Below are 18,391 nucleotides of genomic sequence, written 5' to 3' on the forward strand. Positions count from 1 at the left end.
GGGTCAGCAACCCGCCGGATCGCCGCCATGCGCCTCTCTCTCTGGACCACCACCGCCTTCGCCGCTTGCCTTGTAGCCGGCCACGCCGCCGCTTCGGACCATCTCGACAGCCCCAGCGTCATCGCGGACGCCCGCGCCGACATCGGCGACCTCTACGCCTGGATGGCGCCGGACGGCCGGCGCCTGAACCTGGTCATGCCGATCGTCGGCCACAGCTTCTCGGATCGCCTGACCTACGCCTTCCACATCGACAGCGGCCGGCGGTTCGGCGCGACGACGGCTAGCGTCACGATCGTCTGCCGCTTCCCAGCGCCGGGCCAAGCCGATTGCGGGCTAGGCGACGACGTCGCCCAGGGCGCCGTCGAGACGCCCGATGGCCTGCGCAGCCAGAAGGGCCGCTTCCGCGTGTTCGCGGGCTTGCGTGACGACCCCTTCTTCAACAACGTGCGGGGCACGCGGGCCGCCTATGACGTCGCGGCCGTGGCCCTGAGGGCGGGCGCGCCCGTCGATGCGGCCGGCTGTCCGACCTTCGACGCCGCGACCGTGGCGGCGATCCGCCACGAATGGAGTCATACCAAGGGCGGCCCGGCCCAGAATCTGCTCGCCGGCTGGACCCCGGCCTCGATCGTCGTCCAGGTCGAGCTGACGGCCGTCGCCAAGGGCGGCCCGATCCTGGGCGTCTGGGCCAGCACCGCCTCCAGGCAGCGTCAGATCGATCGCGCCGCCCGCCCGCTGACCGGCAACGCCCTACTCGGCACGATCGCCAGCGACGCCGAACAGGACCGGATGAAGGAGGTTTACAACGCCGCCACGCCCGCCGACGGCGCCCAGTTCGTCGCCGAGATCGAGAAGGGCCTGGCCCTCTATGACGGCTTCGACGGCCGATGCGGCGACCAGCTCCTGGCGACGCCGAGGATCGAGCCGCACCGCTACCTGCCCCTGGCTAAGCTGCTGGCCGACGACCGACAGTGGGTCAACAGCGCCTCGAAGAGTTGCGCCCAGCTGTTCGCGGTCGAGTTGGCGGCGCTGGCCGGGCGCCCGACCGGTGGAGACTGCGGCGGCCGCGCACCGAGCTACAGCGCCGTCAATGTCTACCGCTCGCTGCTGGTCGACGGGACCAACACCAGCGTCAGCGACGGGCTGAGCCATGACGAGCTCCCGGTCTCGGACACCGTCTTCCCGTTCCTGTCGCCGCCGAGGTCCTGAGCCATGCGCGCACGCTTTCTTTCAGGCCTCGCCGCCCTTGTCCTCACCACATCACCCGCCCTCGCCCATGACTTCTGGCTGCAGCCGCGGGCCTTCCAAATGGCCGTCGGCGGGGCCACGCCCCTGACCATTCAGGTCGGTCATGGCGGCGCGCGCCAGCGCTCGCCGATCCGCAAGGACCGCATCGTCCGCTTCGAGGCCCTCGGTCCCGAAGGTCGTCTCGACCTGAGCGGCGACCTGCATCCAGGCGAAACGGACGAGGATGGCCGCCTGCGCCTGCCCGCCGCCGGCCAGTACGTGGTGATCCTGACCACCGACGACCGCGCCGAAAGCCATCTGCCGGCCGAACGCTTCAACCTTCATCTCGAAACAGAGGGTCTGACGAACGCCCAGGAGCTCCGTCGCCAGCAGGGTCGCGAGGCCGCCGACGGCTCGGAGCGCTACAGTCGCGTCGCCAAGGCCATCGTCCAGGTCGGAACCGGTGGGGCCGCCACGAGCCTCGCGCCCTTGGATCTGCCGTTGGAAATCGTACCCGAGGCCGATCCCTATGCGCTGGGCCGGTCGTCCGAGGTGCCGGTCCGCGTCTATCAGCACGAACGCCCGCTGGCCGGCGCCCTAGTCAAGCTGACGGACCTGGCCCACGACGCCGCGCCGGTCGAGACCCATCGCACCGACGCCGCCGGTCGGGCCCGCTTCCAGGTTCCGCCACACGGCGCCTGGCTGCTGACCGTCGTCTCGACCCGCCCCCTGCCGTCCGACGCCGAGGTCGACTTCGAGACCGTGTTTTCCAGCCTCAGCCTCGGTGATCGCTAAAGATCCTGACAGCGAAGTTGGGTCCCGGTGTGGTCACGTCCTTTCAAGACATCCCCCCGGCGCGCCGCCCACGGGGACATTCCAAGGAGACACCCATGGATTCCAAGACCTGCGCCGCCTGCGATTGCGAGCTGGAGGCTGACATCATCACCGTGACCATCGGCGGCCGGACCGTCGAGGTCTGCTGCAACGCGTGCGCCCTCGCGCTGGGCGAAGCCCAGGCGGCCATCGCCGGATCGGAAGCTTAAGTCCCATGACGTTCAACCTGACCCGCCGCCGCTGGCTCGCGGCCTCGACCGGCCTCGCCGCCACGGCCCTGCTGAGCGGCCTCGCCACCACCGTCCTCGCGCACGGCTTCGACGCGGAGGACGACTCCGACGCCGCCGAGCGCTGGACCCGCGAGCGCCGCTTCCAGGCCACGCCTTATGGCCGCACCGCCTATATCGACCGAGGAACCGGCCCTACGGCCCTGTTCCTGCACGGCTTTCCGCTGAGTGGGTTCCAGTGGCGCGGCGCAATCGATCGCCTGTCGAAGGTCCGCCGCTGCCTGGCGCCCGACTCCATGGGCCTCGGCTTCACCGAAGTCCTGCCCGGCAAGTCGGTGACGCCGGACGACCAGGTCAAGATGCTGGTCGCCTTTCTGGACGCGCTCGAGGTCGACACGGTGGACTTGGTCGCCAACGACAGCGGTGGCGCGATCGCCCAGCTATTCGCGATCCGCCACCCCCAGCGGGTGCGCACGCTGCTGCTGACCAATTGCGACGTCGAGCCCAACAGCCCGCCGCCGGCGATGACGCCGGTGTTCGAGCTAGCCGAGATGGGCATTTGGCCCGACGCCTGGCTGGCCCCATGGCTGAAGGACAAGGCCAAGTGCCGCGCGTCCGACGGCCTGGGCGGCATGTGCTTCGCCAATCCCGAGCACCCCACCGACGCGGCCATCGACCAGTATCTCGGCCCCCTGCTGCAGTCGATCGAGCGCAAGGACCTGGCCAACCGCTACGCTCTGGGCCTGAAGCCCAATCCCCTGGCCGGGGTCGAGGCCTCCCTGCGCACACTGGACATCCCCGTCCGGATCATCTGGGGCATCAGCGACACTATCTTCGCGAAGGAAGACGCGGACTATCTGGCGCGGGTCCTGCTGCGCGTGGAGGGTGTGCGCAGAATTCCGGAAGCCAAGCTGTTCTTCCCGGAAGAGTATCCCCATATCATCGCCGAAGAGGCGCGCCTGCTGTGGAAGGTCGCGTAGAGGGCTCATGAGCGGCTACCAGGTCCAGCAACTGCTCGATACGCCGACCGTGTCGTTGTACGACGTGGTCTGCGACGGGACGTGCCGGCACAAGAGCCACGAAGAGTGCGCCCACGGCGCGCACCTTGTCTTCCCCTATCGCGGACTCTTCATGCATCACCTCGGGCGCGACCGCGACACGGTGGCCGAGCCGAACCAGGTGGTGTTCCTCAACAACGAGGAAGGCTTCCAAATCAGCCATCCGGTCGAGGGCGGCGACGCGTGCCTGTCGCTGTCGCTCAGCCCGGCCATGCTGGCCGAGCTGACGCCCAAGGACCAGACCCGCGGCGGACCGGAAGTGGCTTTCGACAAGCAGCGCCGCGGCATCGACCCCCGCGCCCAGGCCCTGGTCGCCCTGTTGCGCCACAGTCTGTCGCGCGGGACCATCGAGACCCTCGAGGCCGAGACCCTGAGCCTGACCCTAGTGCGCCGCGCCCTGGGCGAACGCACCTCGCACGCCACGGCCGCCAGTTGGGGCCGTCAGAAGCTGGTCGATCGCGCCAAACTAGTCTTGGCCTCGGACCTCAGCCGTCGCTGGACCCTGGCCGAGATCGCCGATGAGGTCGGCGTGTCGCCCGTCTACCTGACCCAGGTCTTCCAGCAGGTCGAAGGCGTTCCGCTCTATCGCTACCAGCTGCGCCTGCGCCTGGCCCGGGCGCTGGACCTGCTGAACAGCTACGACCACCTGACCAACCTGGCCTTGGACCTCGGCTTCTCCAGCCACAGTCACTTCAGCGCCGCGTTCAAGCAGGCCTATGACCGCACGCCGGCGGAGTTTCAGCGCTCGGTCAGCGCTTGATGCAGTGATCGCCGCCGACGCAATATTCCCATATTGCGAGATAATATCCTGCATTTTGACATTGAAAGCCTTTTCTCAGGGGGCTACCAAGGCGACGGACACGGCGCGTAGGGAGGCGGCATGATCCTGGATCGGCGTTCGCTGCTGGCGGGCCTCGTCCTCGCGCCGAGCGCCGCGCTCGCCAGGGAGGTCGCGCCCGTGTGGGCCTTCGATTTCACGACATCCATCGGCCCCTATGACCCCGCCCTGGGCCACGGCTTCGAGTCCGGCTCGGACCGCCTGTTCTCGGTTCGCGTCCCCGAGGGCGATTATCGCGTCACCCTGGACCTAGGCGGCGACAAGGCCTCCGAAACCACGGTGAAGGCCGAAGCGCGCAGGCTGATGCTGGAAGGCGTCCGGGTCGGCGCCCGCAAGACCGAGACGCGCGCGATCATCGTCAATGTTCGCCGCCCCGATCTCGCGCCGCCGCCGGCCAACGCCCCGGGCGGTACGCGCGTGCTGCTGAATCCGCGTGAAACCAGCAGCTTCGACTGGGACGATAAGCTGACCCTGGAGTTCTGCGGCCCGACCGCCGCCGTGCGCCGGTTGCGGATCGAGCCCGTCACGGTTCCGACCGTGTTCCTCGCCGGCGACTCCACGGTCACCGACCAGAACGCCGAGCCAGCCGCCGGCTGGGGTCAGATGCTGCCGCGCTTTTTCAAGCCCGACATCTCGATCGCCAACCACGCCGAGTCCGGCGAGACCTTGAAGTCGTTTCTGATGGAGCACCGGCTGGACAAGATCCTCAGCCGCATCAAGCCCGGGGACTGGCTGCTGATCCAGTTCGGCCACAACGATCAGAAGGCCAACTGGCCCCAGACCTATGTCGAGGCCGCCACCACCTATCGCGACTATCTGCGGGCCTATGCCGGCGAGGCGCGGCGGCGCGGGGCGACGCCTGTGCTGGTCACCTCCATGCACCGCCGCAAGTTCGACGCGGCCGGCAAGATCGTGAACACCCATGGCGACTACCCGCAAGCCGTGCGCGAGACGGCCAAGGAGCTCGGCGTTCCATTGATCGACCTGCACGCCATGAGCGCCGTCTTCTACGAAGCGCTGGGTCCGGACCAGGCCTGGAAAGCCTTCAACGATGGCGGCAAGGACGCCACGCACCACGACAACTACGGCGCTTATCAACTGGCCCGCTGCGTGGTCCAGGGGGTCCGGGATAGCGTGCCAGATCTGGCCACGCACTTGACCATCGACCTGCCGCCGTTCGACCCGGCGAAGCCGCCCTCGCCCGACGCCTTCACACTGCCGCCCAGCGCGGCCCGCAGCCAGGAATCTCCCCGTGGAAACTAGAAGAAATGGGGCAATTGAAACCGACCGCCGCGCCTTGCTCGGTCTCGCCGCCGGCCTGGCGACGCTGCCCGCCATGGCTCGCGCGGCCGAGACCGCCCCGACCATCGAGACCGTCGACCTCTGGCCCAAGGGCGCGCCCGGGGGGGAGAAAGTCACCGTCACCGAGCAGGTGATCCTGCGCACGCCGGGCGGCGATCCCAACGACACCGCCTTCCTGAACGTGACCAAGCCCTGGCTAACCATGCGCCGGCCGGCCAAGCCGAACGGCGCGGCCGTGCTGATGATCCCCGGCGGCGGCTATCGCCGCGTGGCGGTCGGCAAGAACGGCGGGCCGATCGACGCCTGGCTGGCCAGCCTGGGGATCACCGCGTTCGTGATGGACTACCGCCTGCCCGCCGATGGTTGGGCGGCCGGCCCCGACGTGGCCCTGCAAGACGCCCAGCGGGCCATGCGCCTGATCCGCGCGCGCGCGCCGACGATCGGAGTCGATCCGGCCAAGGTGGCGGCGATCGGCTTCTCTGCCGGCGGCCACGTCGCCGCGCGACTGGCCACCCAGTTCGCGCGCGAAACCTATGCCGCGGTCGACGGCGCCGACAAGCTGCCGACGCGCCCGTTCGCGGCCGGCCTGTTCTATCCGGTGATCACCTTGACCCAACCCTATGCCCATGGCGGCTCGGTGAAAGAGATGTTCGGCGCCAATCCGACCGACGCCCAGCGCCAGGCCGTCTCGGTCGAGCTGAACACGCCCATCGATACGCCGCCGACCTTCATCGCCGCCGCGGCCGACGACAAGGTCGTCCCGGTCGAGAACAGCGTGCTGATGTGGCAAGCCTTGCGCGCCAAGAAAATCCCCGTCGAGATGCACTTGCAAGAGGTCGGCGGCCACGGTTTCGGCCTGCGAACGCCCGACGGCCAGCTGGCCCCGGCGATGACCGCGCTGGACGCCTTCTTCAAGCGGCACGGCCTCTACGCGTGACCGGCGCGCGGCTGGCCACCGACGCGATCAACGGCGCCATCGCCCACGCCCATGCTCGCGGCGGCGGTGAGGTGGTGCTGCCGGCGGGCCGCCACCTGTCGTTCTCGATCCGTCTGCTCAGCGGCGTCACCCTGAAGCTGGAGGAAGGCTGCGTGCTGGAGGCCGCCGATCCGACCCAGCACGGCGGCGCCTACGACCCGGCCGAGCCCAATCCACACGACCTCTGGCAGGACTTCGGCCATAGCCACTGGCGCAACAGCCTGATCTGGGGCGAAAATCTCGAGGATGTCGCCATCGTCGGCCCCGGCCGGATCGACGGCGCGGGACTGACGCGCGAAGGCCCCGGCTCGCGCTGGAAAAAGCAGGCGGGCGAGTTCCCGCTTAGCATGGCCGGCCTCTCGGCCGAGGCGATGGCCGAGCTGTCGCCGGCGGTCGAAGCCATGGCGGGTCTGGGCAACAAGGCCATCGCCCTCAAGCGGGTGAAGCGCGCGCGGGTCGAAGGCCTGACAATCTTCCGCGGCGGTCATTTCGCGGTGCTGGCGACGGGCTGCGAGGACCTGGTCTTGCGAGACCTGATCGTCGACACAAACCGCGACGGCCTGGACATCGACGCTTGCCGAAACGTGCTGGTCAGCGGCTGTCGCGTCAACACGCCCAACGACGACGCCATCGTGCTGAAGAGCTCATTGGCGCTGGGCGAACGCCTGCCGACCGAACGCGTGATCATCGAGCACTGTGAGGTCAGCGGCTTCGATCTCGGCACGATGCTGGACGGGACATTCGGCCGGACCCAGCTCGTCTCGCCAGACCAGGACCGGGTCACCGGTCGCATCAAGCTGGGCACGGAGTCCAACGGCGGCTTCAGGGACGTGACGATCCGCGACTGCCGCTTTGTCCGCTCGCGGGGTCTGGCCCTAGAGGTGGTCGATGGTGGGGCCATGGAAAACGTCGTCGCCGAGCGGCTGCACATGCACGAGGTGACGACCGCCCCGATCTTCCTACGGGTCGGCGACCGGCGGCGCGGACCCGAGGACACGTCGCTCGGGGCAATGCGCGATATCGTGCTGCGCGACATCGAGGCCTTCGACGTCCTGCCCGACTACGCCGCCACGATCGCCGGCCTCCCGGACTCGCCGATCCGGGATGTGACCCTGTCGAACATCCGCCTGTCCTATCGCGGCGGTGGGCCGGCCGAATGGGCCGAGCGCCGTCCCGGCGACCTGCCCGAGGCCTATCCCGAGCCCAGCATGTTCGGCCCCTCCCCGGTCCACGGCCTGTGGGCGCGGCACGTCGACGGCTTGAAGATCGACAACCTCACCATCGAGACGACGACGCCGGACGCCCGTCCCGCCGTGTTGTTCGAAAACGTCCGCGAGGCGCCATGATCCTCGATCGCCGAACCCTGCTGGCCGGTCTCGCCGCAACGCCCTTCGCGGGCCAGGGCCGCCGACTGTTCGCGGACGATTTCCGCCACGGGATGAAACACTGGACGATTGAGGCCGAGAAGCCGGCGACGGTCGTGGCCAAGGGCGGAGTGCTGGACATCGTCGCTGCGGCGGGCCTCACGGTCTGGTTCAAGCGCGAGCTGGTCGGGCCGGTGGCGATCGCCTACGAGGCCCAGGCCGTTTCAGCCGGCGGTCCTTACGACCGGGTCAGCGACCTCAACGCATTCTGGATGGCGCGCGAGCTCGATGGCTCCTCACCGCTGGCGCATCCCCGTTCTGGCGCCTTCGCCGACTACGACACCCTGAAGACCTACTATGTGGGCCAGGGCGGCAACGGCAACACGACCACCCGCTTCCGCCGTTACATCGGCAAGCCTGGCGATCGGCCGCTGCTGCCGCGACACGACCACGCGGCGGCGGACGAGATGCTGACGCCCAATCGCTGGACGGGGGTGCGGCTCGTCGCCGACGGCGAGCGCATCGAATATTGGAACGACGATCGCCGCCTGTTCGAACATCGCGATCCGGAGCCCTACGCGCGCGGCTGGTTCGGCCTACGGACGACCCAGAGCCACCTGCGGATCCGCAATTTCGCGGTCTTTAGCCTACTCCCAGCCGGGAGGTAGCGCCGCCGGCGCGGCGTCACCGACCAGGGCCAGCAGTTCGAACAGATTCAACGCCCACTGCGACGACTGGTTTGTCGAGACATTGGCCATTTCGTCGATCGGCTCCAGCACCGCCGTTCCCGCGACGCGCTGGATTAGGGCCGGACGACCTTCCTGTCCGCTCTTGGTCTTGGTCAGGAATTCCTTCCAGGCTCTTTGGGCCAGGACCGGATCGTTCAGCTTCTTGGCCGCCCAGGCGGTCAGGCGCGCATGCCAGACGGGATAGCCGAACACACGATCGACGGCGGTCGGTCCCAGGGCCGCCTGCCGCTCGGCTTGGGGAGCATTGTAGTAGGCGCAGAACCGCGCCCAGGCCTTGGTCCAGGCCGGGTCGTCGATCAACCCATCCAGCTCGAACACGAACTCGGCCCCGCCCATGATCGTCACGAGGTGGTAGCTGGTCGTGAAGGCCGTACCGAGGTCGTGAAGGGTCGCGGTGGTCGGGTCGTAGCCGAACGGCGGCCCGCTGAACATGCCGTGGGACGAGCTTGCGATGGCGTCCAGGCCCTTGATGATCTTGTCGCGCCAGCGCGTGTCGCTGGTCCGCTCCCAGGCCACCAACCAGTTGCTGGCGAAGGCGAACCAATCGGGGCCCGAACGGGCCTGGGTGGGATAGTCGGTCTTGGCGGCGACCTTGCGAACCGGATTGACCGCGGCCAGGGCGTGGTCGGCGTCGACCAGTTCGGCCATCAGGTCGCCGGTCCGCTCATCGGCGGTCAGGTAGTAGTAGTGGCGGCGCAACAGCGACTGGCTGATCCGTACTTCCTTGGCCCCGTCGCCCCAGTGGTTGACGTTATGGCGAGAACCCAGGCCCTTAAACGGTCCCAGGTGATGCACGTCGACCTCGCCGGTGTGGCGAGTCATCGCCTCGGCCATGCGGAATACGTCGGCGCGGCCGGTGCGCATGAACGCCGTCCATAGCCAGAGGTCAGGCACCAGCTCGCTGTTGTCCCAGGCGTAGCCGCCGACATCGTAGCGCCAGACATGCCGGTCCTGGTCGTAGGTGTGCATCACGTCGCCGTGGTCCCAGAACCCGTACCAGCGGCGCTGTTCGATCTCGTACTGATAGAATCCCAGCAGGCGCTCGTGCTCGGCTTCCAGCTTGGCCTTCACCGGCGTCGAGCGGTCGACCGGGGCCCAGACGCCGAACGCGCCGCAGCTCTGGTAATAGGCCGGAGTGCAGACGGGCAGAGGCGGCTCGGAGGTCGTCCGGGCCATGGCCGAAAGGGTTTCGCGCGTCGGCGTGGCGGCGACCGGCCACAAGAACACCTGATTGGTGCGCGCGACGCCCAGCGGGGTGCTGTGCCCCTCCTCGACGTCCTCGTACTGGATTTCCAGGCCGTGGGCCTTGTCGCTGTAGTGGCGCAGGTCCATGGGCCCGGCCTGGGGCGACCACAGCCATAGCGTGACGGTCGCCGCGTCGGTCGTGGCCCCGCTGATCTCCAGCCCGGTCGGATGCCGTTGCCAGAAGTGGCGGACGCCGAACGCCACGCCCCCAGAGACGCCGCCGACATAGCCGAAGCCCGGCGAGCGGCCGCCGTGGTCGGCGCGTAGCCAGCTGCTCTTGGTGTTGGTGCGCTTGTCGATCGCGAAGGCGTCGGCGTCACCCTGGAACAGACGATAACTGTCCCAGGCGGGCACGGTCAGCAGTTGGTCGCGGGTCTTCCCATCCATCGCCGCGAGAGCGGGAACGCGCTCGCCGCGCAGCTGATCGGGAAACTTGTCCGCCAGGGCGAATTTGGCGGGCTGCCAGCCCGGCAGATTGCGCACAGCCTCGCCCCACATCCCCTCGCCTTCTCCAGCGAAGCGGACGTGGCGGTTCTGAAGCTCATCGGTCAGCGGAACGTCGAAGCGGATGCCAAGGCCGGCGATGAAGTCCTTGTTCCCGTCACCATCGAAGACGAAGCTGTGAGTCAGGGTCAGCCGTCCCTGGGCGTCAACCGCGACGCGCACCGTGAACGGCAACCAGTCTCGGCCCGCGCCATGATGACGACCGTCGATGCGGACCACCGCCCGCACCGGACCGCGCTGTTCGACGGTCGCGGCCTGGACCACGCCGTCGAAGACCTGGGTCTCGCGCGGTCCCAGGTCGTCGGGTGGCAGGATCTGGTTCAGACAGACGAGGCGTGCGCCCCGCAGGGTCTCGCGCCCCGCCAGGCCGACGCTCTCGATCAGCGCGCCGCCCGTTCGCGCGAACCGACAGACGAGATCGCCGGTAGCGACTTCGATCCACTCCGGCGTCTCGCGGACCTGGATGGGCTTGGCCGGAACCGCGGGCTTGCCTGGCTTGACCTGAAAGCCCTTGGGGGCCGTGCCGGCGACGGCGTGCCCGGTCCATTTCAACGAACCGTCGGGCCAATAGGCCAGTGGCCAAGTCTGCAACGGTAGAGCCTGTCCGTCGACGCCGATGGCCGTCAGCGCGGTCTTGGCCTTGAGCGCCCCGCGCGGCCACGGCGCGCCCCACACCGCCGCGCCAGGCGCGCCGGGGGGAGCATCGCCCAGCCAGTGCAGGTCGGCGGAAGGCGGCGCGGCGGCCTTGGCCTCCGCGGCTCCGCCGAGGACCGCGGGAAGCGCCAGGCCAGAACCCAGGACCTCCCGTCGCGAAACCGTCACGCCACTGCCCATCGGCTTAGTTCTTGTAGACGAAGCCGACCGCGAGGCGGGCGCCGCCGAACTGGGCCGACCAGGGGTTGGGCTTGTCGGCGAAGCCGGCCCGGTCGGAGCCGATGGTCAGGCGGGCGGCGTTCAGCATGTTGCGCCCTTCGAAATAGACCTCGAGGTTCGGGTTGACCTTACGCGACACCTTCACGTCCAGGTATTCATACTTCTCCGAATAGACTGGTTCGCTGGGGTTGTAAGGGAAGCCCACGAAGTTGCCGACGTTGGTGTTCGGCGAGTTACGGACCGGCGAGGACGCGGTGTTGTTGCACGGCGAGATGCAGTTCAGCACTCGGTCTCGGGTCTGATAGGCGACCCGGATCTTGGTGACGTTGTCGTCGTACCAGAACACCAGATTGGCGAAGTATTTCGACTGGCCGGCCGGATCCAGCGCGTCGGCGGTCACCGGATCGATATAGGCCACCGAGTTTCCCGACCTGGTCGTCGAGATGTTGAAGTCCGCGCCGGTGTGCTTGAGTTTCCAAGGCAGGTAGGTGAAGGCCGTGCGCGCCACGAACTCCCAGCCCTTCTGCACGTAGCCAGGACCGTTGATGTACGAGGTCATGCCGAATTCGTAGTCGGAGAACTTCTTGGTCGTGCCCGGAACGACTTCGTCAGTGCCGGCGAAGAGGTTGACGTTCTTGACCGGCACCGCGACCGGCGCGCCGATGCGGACCTTCTGGCGGTAGTAGGCCAGGCTGAAAGAGGTGTCGCGGTTCGGATACCACTCCAGGCTCGTGTTGTTCTTCGTCGCCGTATAGGGCTTCAGCTCCGGATTGCCGAAGGTGGTGCAGCTCATGTCCTGTTCGGTGCCGTCGGCGTCGTTCACGCCGTCGCGCCGTTCGTCATAGGTGCAGGTGCCGGCCGGGAACAGGCGGTTCAGAGGCGGCGGCGCGATGGTCTTCGCCCACGAGTAGCGCAAAACCACCTTGTCCGGGATCATCCATAGGGCCGCGTTATAGGCAGGCATCCAACCCGTATATTCGCGGTTGATCGCCACCGCCTTGGTGACGGTCGTGGTGGTCACGCCCGCCGCGTTGGAAGGATCGTTCGGATTGAACGTCCCATTCTTCACGGTGGCCGCCAGCGACACGTAGCCGGAGCCCGACACTTCGGTCTTCAGTCCACGCATGCCGAGATTGCCGTCGAGCTCCATGTTGAACGGCAACTGCTGTTCGAATTCCGCCATCCAGTACCAGGAGGTGTACTTCTCCAGCGCCTTGTTCACCGGCTGGTCGTAAACGTTGCCATCGCTGCCCTTGCAGGATTTCACGCAGGAGAAGTTGTAGTTGGCGGCGCTGGCCAGCTGACTGAAGGCCTTCGGCACGTCGATGCTGTCCCACACCGTCAGGCCCTTGGTGCCCTCATACCCTTTCATGAAAGCGCCGGAGTTTTTCTCCAGGCTGTTCTGGAAGATCGATATCAGCTGAGCCTGCGGCAGCGTTTCGATGCCGTACAGGAAGGTGTTGGCGGTCGTGGGGTTGGGGGCGTAGCCGTAGACGCAGGCGTTGGTCGCCGTCGTGCTGGCCACGTTCTCGCAAGCCCGGACGTCGCTGCGCAGCGCAAGTGTCGGGACGAAGACCCCGGCCTTGGGCGTGTAGCCGCCAGCGCCCCACGAATCCGTCTTGGCCTCGCGATAGAAGCCGCCAACCTTGAAGCGCGTGAAGAATGGGATCTTGTCGTTGACCAGGTAGCTGAGGTCGAGCTTGTACTGGTCCTCACCACTTTCGACGATCCGCGGGTTCCACTGCAGGCGATAGAGCGCGCTATAGCTCGGCTGGCCCACCGCGGTGGGGTTCAGCAGCTGCACGAAGTTCGTCATGTTGGTCTCGTCGTACGAGGCCGGCGTGTCGATCGTCCAAATGCCGTTATCCAGCACGCGCATCGTGGCGTTGCCGTAGGTGTAGCTGCGCGAGAGACGACGGTCGTAACGCGTATAGGACGCCTCGGTGCGGCCGCCGCGGAACTCGACCTTGAACGGGCCCTTGTCGTAGTCGGCGCCGTAGGTGAGATAGTTCGTCTTCCAGTTCTGGGTGTTTTCGATGTGGTCGATACCGACGGCGGCGTTGGTCACGTCGAACGAGGTCAGGTGGTGGTTTTCGTCATACTTCACCGTTCCCGGGATGATGTTGGCGGCGACGCCGTAGATCGGGAACGCGTTGTTGGTGACGGGCGTGCCCGGCGTCGTGTCGATCGTCGACACGCCCGTCGGGAAGGCGTTGTTGTAGATGTAGTAGCCGGAGTTGCTGACGGCCGAGAGCGGGTTGGTCGTGCCAGCCGGGTAGAAGGTGTTCGTGACCAGCGGCGAGGTGACCGAACCGACGGTGGCCGCGCCCAGCGACGTGATGCCGCCGCGCGTGCGCTGACGGTTATTCTCTTCCTGCCGGCGGTTGGCGACCTGGTACTTGGCGAAGACCGTCAGATTGTCGGTGACGCGATAGTCGAGGCGCAGGTCCCACTCCAGGCGCTTTTCGTACTGCGACCAGTTCTGGTCGCGGACCAGGTTGGGCGTGTAGTCGTTCCATTGATTCAGGCAGCTGATCTGCGAGTTGATGATCGCCGCCTGGGCGGCCTGGCGGTTGGCGCCGTTGGAGCCGGCCGCGATGGTGTTCAGCTGGGCGTCGGTCAGCGTCGGGAAGGCCGTGAGACAGTCGGCCTTGGTCTTTGCGGCCGCCGACTTGGTGACGACCTCAAGCGGCGTCGGCGCGAGGAAGTTGCCCCCGCCGCTGGCCAGAGCCCATGAGCCGAGCGGCGTGTTGGCGTCGACGCCGTTGGTCGCCGCGGGATTGTAGGTGAAGGTCTTGTTCGGCGAATTGTCGAAGTCGGCGAAGCGCGTATAGCCTTGCAGATTGTTCGACCCGCCGTTGTTCAGGGCGTGGCTGTCGTTGTAGCGCTTGGTCGAGTTCAGGTTGCCCATCACGCCCAGGCGATCGTCGAAGAACTTGCGGGTCGCGACCACGCCGATCTCCGGCCCGGCCTTCTTCGACAGGGTGTTGCCGGCGGCCGCGCCGCGCAACGATATGAAGGGCTTCTTGAAGTCGAGGCCCGTGCGGGTCTGGATCTGCACCGTGGCGCCCAGGCCGCCAGGCGTCATGTCGGCCGTCTGCCCCTTGATGACGTCCAGGCTCTTGATCATTTCAGCGGGCAGTTCGCGCATGTCGGCCGAGCGGCCGTCACCGCCACCGGCCGCGAGGCTGAAGCCCGAGGCGGCGACACCCAGACCGTCCAGTTCCACGCGCGTCAGGTCGGCCCCGTTGCCGCGGATCGCGAAACCGTCGCCCTCACCGAAGCCGTTACGCTCGATGGCCACGCCGGCGATGCGCGACATGGCCTCGTTGACGTTGCTGTCCGGGAACGAGCCGACGTCGTCGGCGACGATCGAGTCCTGCGCCGTCTTGCTGCGCTTCTTGCGTTGGATCGAGCTCTGCTGCGAAGCCCGCGCGCCGACGACGATCACCTCGACGGTGTTGTCCGACGCCGCCGCGCTGGCGGCTGGCGCTTGGTTGGCTGACTGAGCGGCGGCTTGATCGGCGAGCGCCAGACCGGCGCTCAGCGCCAGGATCGAAGCGGTGGCGGCGGCCGCACGGCGGCGCGCCATGGTGAACTGCATGGTGTCCCTCCCTTTTAGTTCATTGCCTGGAACTCCGTCCCCTGGAGCCCCTGGTGCGCCTAATCCGCATGGCGGGACCCGAGGGTCCGCTCCACACGCAACGACGCATTCTTAGTACAATTACAGTAGTGCCACATATTGAGATGTCAACGCAATTTATGGGAAGACAGAACATGGGTTTCATGATGTAACCCGGAGCGATCCCGACGGCCGCTCACGGCGCGCCGGATAGAAGCCGCTCGTCGCGGCCAGCCGGGATCCTGAAGGGTTCAGGGAGGGCCAGACGCCCATGACGAGACGTATGGAAATGCGGTTCGGCGCGACGGTCTGCGCGGCCGCGCTACTCACGGGACTAGCCGGAACGGCCCAAGCCGCCCCCCGCTGGGTGGAATCACTGGATCGCGGCGTCGTGGCCGTTCCCGCCAGGGACGGCGGCGTGCTGGTCAGCTGGCGGCTACTGGGCGACGACCCGGCCGGCGCGGCCTTCAACCTCTATAAGGACGGCAAGAAGCTGAACGGGAAGCCGCTGAAAGGCGGCACGGACTTCGTCGACGCCACGTCCGGCGCGGGCGACTATACGGTGCGCTTGATCGCCAAAGGCAAGGAGAGCGCGGCCAGCGCCGCCGCCAGGGTCTGGACTGACGGCTACCTATCGATCCCGATCGAGCCGCCGCCCGGCGGAACCACCCCGGCGGGCGAGGCCTATTCGTACACCGCCAACGACGCCAGCGTCGGCGATCTGGACGGCGACGGCCGCTACGAGATCATCCTCAAGTGGGACCCGACTAACTCCAAGGACAACGCCTTCGGCGGCTATACGGGGGACGTCTTCCTCGACGCCTACACCCTGGAAGGCAGGCGCCTGTGGCGCATCGACCTGGGCCGCAACATCCGGGCCGGCGCGCACTACACCCAGTTCCAGGTGTTCGACTATGACGGCGACGGCAAGGCCGAGATCGCCATGCGGACCAGTGACGGCACGATCGACGGGACCGGCGCGGTGTTGGGCGACGCCAGCGCCGACTGGCGCGAGACCGGCGGCGAGCGGCCCCAGGCTGACCGCACCGGCGCGACGGTGCTGCCCGACGGCACCAAGGTCGCCAAGGTCCAGGGCCGGATCGTGCGCGGCCCCGAGTTCCTGACCGTCTTCGACGGCCTGACCGGCAAGGCCCTGGCCAGCGCCCCCTACTCGCCCCCGCGCGATCCGCGCACCGACGCGCCGTCGGTCGAGCAGATGACGCAGATCTGGGGCGACGGCTACGCCAACCGCTCCGACCGCTTCCTGGCCGGCACCGCCTATCTGGACGGCCAGCGGCCCAGCATCATCATGGCCCGGGGGTACTATGGTCGTACGACCCTGGCGGCCTGGGACTGGCGCGACGGCAAGCTGACCCAGCGCTGGCTGTTCGACAGCGCCGCGCCTGGGAACGAAGCCTTCGGCGGCCAGGGTAATCACCAGCTCAGCGTCGCGGACGTCGATGGCGATGGTCGCGACGAGATCATCTATGGTTCGATGGCGGTGGACGACGACGGCAAGGGCCTGTGGAGCGCCCGCCTGTTCCACGGCGACACCATGCACGTCGGCGACCTGGACCCGACCCACCCGGGCCTGGAGAAGTTCGGCGTCCACGAGAGCCCCAAGATGAACGGCGGCATTGGCGCGGCCATGCTGGACGCCAGGACCGGCAAGGTTCTGTGGAGCACGCCCACCGACAGGGACACCGGCCGGGGCCTGGCCGCCGACATCGACCCTCGCTTCCCCGGCGACGAGGCCTGGGGCACGAACCAGGACGCGCTCTACACCGCCCAGGGCAAGGCCATCGAGGGCGTGAAGCATCCGCGCCAAGTGAACTTCGCCATCTGGTGGGACGGCGACGACCTGCGCGAACTGCTGGACCGCAACCAGATCAGCAAGTGGGACTGGAAGACCGGCCAGGCGACGCCGCTGCTGACCGCTGAAGGCATGGTCTCGAACAACGGCACCAAGGCGACGCCGGCCCTGTCGGCCGACATTCTGGGCGATTGGCGTGAGGAGGTGATCTGGCGGGCCGAGGACAACAGGTCCCTGCGGATCTACGCCACTCCCTACCCCACCGAGCGCCGCCTAGTGACCCTGATGCACGACCCGCAGTACCGGGTGTCGATCGCCTGGCAGAACACCGCCTACAATCAACCGCCCCACACCAGCTTCCAGCTCGGCGAAGGCATGAAGTCGCCCAAGCCGGCGGCCATCGTCACTCGGAAGGTGTCGCAATGAAGTCGTTTCTGATCGGCGGCCTGACCGCCCTCCTTCTGGTCGGCGCCGCGTCGGGCCAGGACATGCAGACCACCGCCAAGCCCGGCGCGCCCGAGCCGCCGCTGGAGTGGGTGGACAAGACCACGGGCCACCGCATCGTGCGGTTGTCGCGCGAGCCCGGCAGCTCCAGCCTCTATTTCAACTACAACGGCTACACGCCCAAGGGCGACCGGCTGGTGTTCTCGTCGCCGAACGGCATCACGGCCATGGACCTGAAGACCCGGGCCCTGACCAAGATCGTCGAGGGCCGCGTTCGGCTGCTGTACGTCGGCCGCAAGACCGGCGCGGTCTATTACGAAAAGGCTCTGACCGCCGACCCGATGGGCGCCAAGGCGGTGATGGCCACCGATCCCTATACCAAGGCCACTCGCCAGGTGGCGGTGATGGATCGCGGCAGCTTGCAGACCATCAACGCGGATGAGACCCTGCTGGCCGGCGTCGCCGTCCGCACCGACGTGCCGGTCCCGCCGAACCTGGCCGACTCGCTGCCCAAAAACCCCGACGACGTGAAGGGCGCCGACGGCCGCGAGCTCTCCTACGCCGAAGGCCGCGAAGTGCAGCTGAACGCGCGCCTGGACAGCCGCATCCCGATGGAGATCTTCACGATCAACACGGTCACGGGCGAACGCAAGATCGTCCACCAGGCCACCGACTGGCTGAACCACCTGCAGTTCTCGCCCACCGATCCGGGCCTCCTGATGTTCTGCCACGAGGGTCCCTGGCACAAGGTCGACCGCCTGTGGCTGGTCCGCGTCGACAAGGCCGGCGACACGCCGGTCAAGATCCACACTCGCACCATGAACATGGAGATCGCGGGCCACGAATGGTTCAGCGCCGACGGCAAGACCGTCTGGTACGACCTGCAGACCCCGCGCGGCGAGGATTTCTGGGTCGCCGGCTATGAGATCGCGACGGGCAAGCGCACCTGGAACCACGTCCAGCGCAACGACTGGTCGGTGCACTTCAACAGTTCGCCGGACGGCAAGCTGTTCGCCGGCGACGGCGGCGACAGCGAGATGGTCGCCCACGCCCCGGACGGCAAATGGATCGTGCTGCTGAAGCCGCGCACCGTGCCGGACGTCGCCGGCATCCATGCTCCCGGCGCCGAGCACCTGATCGCCCCCGGCGTGCTGGACTCCGAGCGCCTGGTCGACATGCGCGGCCACGACTATCGCCTGGAGCCGAACGTCAACTTCACGCCCGACGCCAAGTGGCTGGTGTTTCGCTCCAACATGCACGGGGCGAACCAGGTCTATGCGGTCGAGGTGGCGAAGACCCAGCCCTGATCGCGCTAGGC

At 67.6% G+C, this 18,391-nt stretch carries 13 protein-coding genes; 11 read left to right on the forward strand and 2 right to left on the reverse strand.

Features of this window, described 5'->3' with window-relative positions; all coding sequences use genetic code 11:
• Window positions 1–27: 27 nt before the first annotated feature.
• The 9 genes from ABIC66_RS13335 to ABIC66_RS13375 all read left to right on the forward strand — a co-directional run bounded on the left by ABIC66_RS13335 (window position 28) and on the right by ABIC66_RS13375 (window position 8,491).
• A complete protein-coding gene (locus ABIC66_RS13335; RefSeq protein WP_354070764.1) occupies window positions 28–1,206 on the forward strand; it encodes a DUF4331 family protein in 1,179 nt (392 codons plus the stop codon).
• A gap of 3 nt (window positions 1,207–1,209) precedes the next feature.
• The gene (locus ABIC66_RS13340) at window positions 1,210–2,019 is read left to right on the forward strand and encodes a DUF4198 domain-containing protein (RefSeq protein WP_354070765.1); all 810 of its coding nucleotides are present in this window, start codon (window positions 1,210–1,212) and stop codon (window positions 2,017–2,019) included.
• Window positions 2,020–2,114: 95 nt separating this feature from the next.
• Window positions 2,115–2,267 carry a hypothetical protein gene (locus ABIC66_RS13345; protein ID WP_354070766.1) on the forward strand — a complete coding sequence of 51 codons (153 nt, stop codon included), beginning with the start codon at window positions 2,115–2,117 and terminating at the stop codon, window positions 2,265–2,267.
• A 5-nt stretch (window positions 2,268–2,272) separates the two neighbouring features.
• Window positions 2,273–3,265 (forward strand): alpha/beta fold hydrolase, encoded by a 993-nt coding sequence (locus ABIC66_RS13350; RefSeq protein WP_354070767.1) that lies wholly within the window; start codon window positions 2,273–2,275, stop codon window positions 3,263–3,265.
• 7 nt (window positions 3,266–3,272) lie between these two features.
• Complete coding sequence (locus ABIC66_RS13355; protein ID WP_354070768.1) at window positions 3,273–4,103, forward strand: helix-turn-helix transcriptional regulator; 831 nt, start codon at window positions 3,273–3,275, stop codon at window positions 4,101–4,103.
• Window positions 4,104–4,223: 120 nt separating this feature from the next.
• The gene (locus ABIC66_RS13360) at window positions 4,224–5,444 is read left to right on the forward strand and encodes a rhamnogalacturonan acetylesterase (RefSeq protein WP_354070769.1); all 1,221 of its coding nucleotides are present in this window, start codon (window positions 4,224–4,226) and stop codon (window positions 5,442–5,444) included.
• A gap of 34 nt (window positions 5,445–5,478) precedes the next feature.
• Window positions 5,479–6,420 (forward strand): alpha/beta hydrolase, encoded by a 942-nt coding sequence (locus tag ABIC66_RS13365; protein ID WP_502910347.1) that lies wholly within the window; start codon window positions 5,479–5,481, stop codon window positions 6,418–6,420.
• Complete coding sequence (locus ABIC66_RS13370; RefSeq protein ID WP_354070770.1) at window positions 6,417–7,805, forward strand: rhamnogalacturonidase; 1,389 nt, start codon at window positions 6,417–6,419, stop codon at window positions 7,803–7,805. The genes ABIC66_RS13365 and ABIC66_RS13370 overlap by 4 nt, the downstream gene beginning before the upstream one ends.
• On the forward strand, window positions 7,802–8,491 hold the full coding sequence (locus ABIC66_RS13375; RefSeq protein ID WP_354070771.1) for a DUF6250 domain-containing protein: 690 nt from the start codon (window positions 7,802–7,804) through the stop codon (window positions 8,489–8,491). The genes ABIC66_RS13370 and ABIC66_RS13375 overlap by 4 nt, the downstream gene beginning before the upstream one ends.
• Here ABIC66_RS13375 and ABIC66_RS13380 read toward each other — a convergent pair.
• Window positions 8,471–11,143 (reverse strand): exo-rhamnogalacturonan lyase family protein, encoded by a 2,673-nt coding sequence (locus ABIC66_RS13380; protein ID WP_354070772.1) that lies wholly within the window; start codon window positions 11,141–11,143, stop codon window positions 8,471–8,473. The genes ABIC66_RS13375 and ABIC66_RS13380 overlap by 21 nt on opposite strands.
• Before the next feature lie 16 nt (window positions 11,144–11,159).
• Complete coding sequence (locus tag ABIC66_RS13385; protein ID WP_354070773.1) at window positions 11,160–14,798, reverse strand: TonB-dependent receptor; 3,639 nt, start codon at window positions 14,796–14,798, stop codon at window positions 11,160–11,162.
• Between the two features lie 289 nt (window positions 14,799–15,087).
• On the opposite strand from ABIC66_RS13385, the gene ABIC66_RS13390 reads away from it, so the two are divergent.
• Window positions 15,088–17,055 carry a rhamnogalacturonan lyase gene (locus tag ABIC66_RS13390; RefSeq protein WP_354070774.1) on the forward strand — a complete coding sequence of 656 codons (1,968 nt, stop codon included), beginning with the start codon at window positions 15,088–15,090 and terminating at the stop codon, window positions 17,053–17,055.
• Window positions 17,052–18,380, forward strand: a complete 1,329-nt coding sequence (locus ABIC66_RS13395; protein WP_354070775.1) for an oligogalacturonate lyase family protein — start codon at window positions 17,052–17,054, stop codon at window positions 18,378–18,380. Before ABIC66_RS13390 ends, ABIC66_RS13395 begins: the two co-directional genes overlap by 4 nt.
• Window positions 18,381–18,391 lie beyond the last annotated feature (11 nt).

The sequence above is a fragment of the Caulobacter sp. 1776 genome, assembly GCF_040545685.1.
In the GTDB taxonomy this organism is placed as follows: Bacteria; Pseudomonadota; Alphaproteobacteria; order Caulobacterales; family Caulobacteraceae; genus Caulobacter.

Bases quoted from the DNA above. Each gene is read 5' to 3' on its own strand.
- ABIC66_RS13335 (WP_354070764.1), top strand. From the start codon at position 28: ATGCGCCTCTCTCTCTGGACCACCACCGCCTTCGCCGCTTGCCTTGTA.
- ABIC66_RS13395 (WP_354070775.1), top strand. From the start codon at position 17,052: ATGAAGTCGTTTCTGATCGGCGGCCTGACCGCCCTCCTTCTGGTCGGC.
- ABIC66_RS13360 (WP_354070769.1), top strand. From the start codon at position 4,224: ATGATCCTGGATCGGCGTTCGCTGCTGGCGGGCCTCGTCCTCGCGCCG.
- ABIC66_RS13355 (WP_354070768.1), top strand. From the start codon at position 3,273: ATGAGCGGCTACCAGGTCCAGCAACTGCTCGATACGCCGACCGTGTCG.
- ABIC66_RS13340 (WP_354070765.1), top strand. From the start codon at position 1,210: ATGCGCGCACGCTTTCTTTCAGGCCTCGCCGCCCTTGTCCTCACCACA.
- ABIC66_RS13375 (WP_354070771.1), top strand. From the start codon at position 7,802: ATGATCCTCGATCGCCGAACCCTGCTGGCCGGTCTCGCCGCAACGCCC.
- ABIC66_RS13345 (WP_354070766.1), top strand. From the start codon at position 2,115: ATGGATTCCAAGACCTGCGCCGCCTGCGATTGCGAGCTGGAGGCTGAC.
- ABIC66_RS13350 (WP_354070767.1), top strand. From the start codon at position 2,273: ATGACGTTCAACCTGACCCGCCGCCGCTGGCTCGCGGCCTCGACCGGC.
- ABIC66_RS13390 (WP_354070774.1), top strand. From the start codon at position 15,088: ATGACGAGACGTATGGAAATGCGGTTCGGCGCGACGGTCTGCGCGGCC.
- ABIC66_RS13385 (WP_354070773.1), bottom strand. From the start codon at position 14,798: ATGCAGTTCACCATGGCGCGCCGCCGTGCGGCCGCCGCCACCGCTTCG.